We start from the raw sequence: 3479 nt of genomic DNA on the forward strand, positions 1-3479 counted from the left end.
CCTGATCGGACGCCCCAACGTCGGCAAGTCCACCCTATTCAACCGCCTGCTCAGGCAGAACAAGTCCCTGACCCACGATCTTCCGGGCGTGACCCGGGACCTCATCTACGGCGAGGTCCGCGGAGACCGGGATTTCGCCCTGGTCGACACCGGCGGCCTCGTCCTTGACGATCTCGGGGCCACCCCTGGCCGATCCGACGACTTCATGGACGAGATCTTCGCCCAGGCCCGGGAGGCCATCGCCTCGGCCGCCGTCATCCTTCTGGTCGTGGACGGCCGGGAAGGGCTCACGCCCCTGGACGAGGCCCTGGCCTCGTTTCTGCGCCAGAGCAACAAGGACATCCTCCTGGTGGTCAACAAGGTCGACGGGGCCGAACAGGCCGACATGCGCCTGGCCGACTTCTACGCCCTTGGTCTCCCCTCCTGCCCGGCGTCGGCCGCCCACGGCTTCGGGACCACCGAACTCCTGGAGCGCCTCGGCGACATGCTCCCGGCCGACACCGACACTGAGGACGACAAATCCCCGCACGGTCTCAGGATTGCCGTCCTCGGCCGGCCCAATGTCGGAAAATCGTCGGTGGTCAACGCCCTTCTGGGCAAGGATCGGCTCATTGTCAGCGATCTGGCCGGGACCACCCGGGACAGCGTCGACGTTCAACTGGAGAGGGACGGCAAGATCTACACCTTCGTGGACACGGCCGGACTCAGGCGGCGGACCAAGATCGACGACGTTCTGGAGCGCTTCAGCACCATACGATCCATCCAGGCCGCAAAACAGGCCGACGTGGTCGTTTTGATGATCGACGCCCTTACCGGCGTGGTGGCCCAGGACAAAAAGCTCTTGTCATTTTTGGACCGCAGCGGGACGGCCTTTGTCGTGGCCGTGAACAAGGTCGACCTCGTGCCGAGGGCTGCGGTCCAGACCCTGCGGAAAAATCTGGAGGATGAGCTCCGCTTCTGCGCCCATGTCCCGGTGGTCCTGACCTCGTCCGTGACCCGGGCAGGGCTCGGCGGCCTGCTTCCCCTCCTGGAAAACCTCAACGCCCAATGCGGCCTGAGGATCGGCACTGGCCAGCTCAACCGACTCCTGCAGGATTCCCTGACTAGGCATCAGCCCCCGGTGGTCAAAAGGCGGCGGGCCAAGTTCTACTACCTGACCCAGCCCTCGACCCATCCTCCGACCTTTGTCTTCTTCGTCAACGACCCGGCCCTGATCAAGACCGAATACGCAAGATTTCTGGAACGCCAGATCCGCAAGTCCTTCCGGCTGACCATGGCCCCCATCCGCATGGCCTTCCGCTCATCCCACGACAAGTAGGGCTCAGATCCCGCAGACGAACCGACCGTTCTCGTAGACGACCGTCTCCCTGCCTTTGGAATCCACGGCCGTCACGGTCTTGGGTTCGGTATTGACCAGATCCCAATGCAGGGCCGACTCGTTGAAGCCCAGGGCCTCCTTCCTGGCCCCGTTCAACTCGGCCGGATTGCCGGTGTAGGTGTCGGCATAGGAGGCCCCCACGGCCACGTGGCAATTGCCGTGTTCACCACCGTAGTTTTCGTCGAACAGGGTGTGGGCCATGAACCGGTCAATACGCGAGAACCGGGTGTCGGTCAGGGAGAACTCTCCCAGGCGCCTGGCCCCGGCGTCCATGTCCAGCTGTCGGCGGACGAATTCCTCGCCCTGCTCGGCCCGGATGAAGGTTACTTCCCCCTTCTCGAAGCGGAGCTCCACTCCGGACACGAGGTTTCCGCTCCGATAGGAAGGCTGGTCGGCGTAATACACTCCCTCCACCCCCCGCCAGTCTGGAGACAGGAAGAGTTCGAAGCTGGGGATGTTATGCCCCGAGACCCCGATCCACTGTCGGTCATGCCCCCGGGGGACCTTCAGGTCCACCCTGGCCGACCGGACCCGGTAGTGGTCCGTGTCCAGGCCGTTCAGCCAGGTCTTGACCTTGCCTGCCTGCATGAAAACCCGTTCCCACTCGCCCACCGGATCCTCGGCGTCGAGATAGGCGGCCCTGATGATCTGGGCCGTGTACTCCGCAAGTCCCATGCCTGCGGCCTCGGCCAGGGCCACGGTCGGGAAGAGGCACAGGGTCCAGCCGAACAGGCCCTTGGCCTCCCGTTGTTCGGCGATGTCGCGCAGAAACTTGAGAGCCAGGGTCCGGGCAGCGATCCGGTCCGGAGGGACATCCTTCAGATGAGTCAGTGACGACGGAGCCAAAAGGGCCATCGACCCGCAGGCCGTCTCCTGAAGTTCCCGGTCGCCGGGGCAGACGAAGGTGATCTGCATCCGGTTCCCCTTGGCGAACAGGTTCTTGTCCAGGCCGGGCGTGGACAGCATCCTGACCACCGGGTGAAGCCCCCGGGCCAGCAGTTCGGCCTGGACCGTTTCCGCCAGCGGCAGGGCCTCCACGTCGGTCCTGACCATGACCACGTCGCCGGGGGCGAAGGCTCCCGACCGGGACCTTTCAAGGCCCCAGACCATGACCCGGGCGTATTTTTCGAGCTGTTCCGGAGTGAAAACCATTTTTGGCTCCTTGAATGAGTGTTCGCGTTCGTAAAAGTTTCGGGGCATACGGCAAGGGCCGGTCATTGGCAACACGCCCCAACCCTTCGGCGGTCCGCCTTCTTGACCGGTCCGGGCCGTTTCTCTATCTTCGATTATTCAATCGACACCGCATCGACACAGGAGATGAATATGGGTCCCAAAAGCGAATGGATTTGGTTCGACGGTCGTCTCGTCCCCTTTGACGAGGCCAGGGTTCACGTGCATTGCCACACCCTCCACTACGGCCTGGGCGTCTTCGAGGGTATCCGGAGCTACGAGTGCAGTGGCGGAAGTTCCGGAGTATTCCGCCTCGACGACCACGTCGAGCGCCTCATCGACTCGGCCAATATCATGGAGATGCGCATCCCCTACACGGCCGCCGAGATCGAAGAAGCCGCCATCGAAACCCTGAAGGCCAACAAGCTGTCCCACGGATATATCCGGCCCATCGCCTTCATCGACGCCGGGGTCATGGGCGTCTATCCCGGGAACAACCCGGTCCGCTTGGTCATTTCCACCTGGCCGTGGGGGGCCTATCTCGGGGAGGGGGCGCTGGAAAAGGGTATCCGGATCAAGACCTCGAGCTTCACCCGGCATCATGTCAACGTCATGATGACCAAGGCCAAGGTCTGCGGCAACTACGCCAACTCCATTCTGGCCAAGCGCGACGCCATCGCCGACGGCTACGACGAGGCCCTCATGCTCGACGCCCAGGGATATGTCTCCGAGGCCACGGGCGAGAACATCTTCATCGTCCGAAACAAAAAGCTCAAGACCCCTCCCCTGGGCTCCATCCTTGCCGGCATCACCCGCGAGTCCATCATCGCCCTGGCCCGGGATCTGGGCTACGAGGTTCAGGAGCAACAATTCACACGGGACGAACTCTATATCGCCGACGAGGCTTTTTTCACGGGCACGGCCGCAGAAC

At 63.2% G+C, this 3479-nt stretch carries 3 protein-coding genes; 2 read left to right on the top strand and 1 reads right to left on the bottom strand.

Annotated features, from left to right (window positions below; all coding sequences use genetic code 11):
* The coding region (locus EOM25_13250) for a ribosome biogenesis GTPase Der (protein NCC26141.1) at nucleotides 1-1318 on the top strand (1318 nt) is incomplete at its 5' end.
* Nucleotides 1319-1321: 3 nt separating this feature from the next.
* Here EOM25_13250 and EOM25_13255 read toward each other — a convergent pair.
* Nucleotides 1322-2530: an aminopeptidase gene (locus EOM25_13255; protein ID NCC26142.1), complete on the bottom strand. Its 1209-nt coding sequence runs from the start codon at nucleotides 2528-2530 to the stop codon at nucleotides 1322-1324.
* 171 nt (nucleotides 2531-2701) lie between these two features.
* Between EOM25_13255 and EOM25_13260 the strand changes: the two genes are divergently transcribed.
* Nucleotides 2702-3479 (top strand): branched-chain amino acid transaminase (locus EOM25_13260; GenBank protein ID NCC26143.1); only part of this gene is annotated, 778 nt, incomplete at its 3' end.

It is taken from the genome of Deltaproteobacteria bacterium, from assembly GCA_009929795.1.
Taxonomy (GTDB): domain Bacteria; phylum Desulfobacterota; class Desulfovibrionia; order Desulfovibrionales; family Desulfomicrobiaceae; genus RZZR01.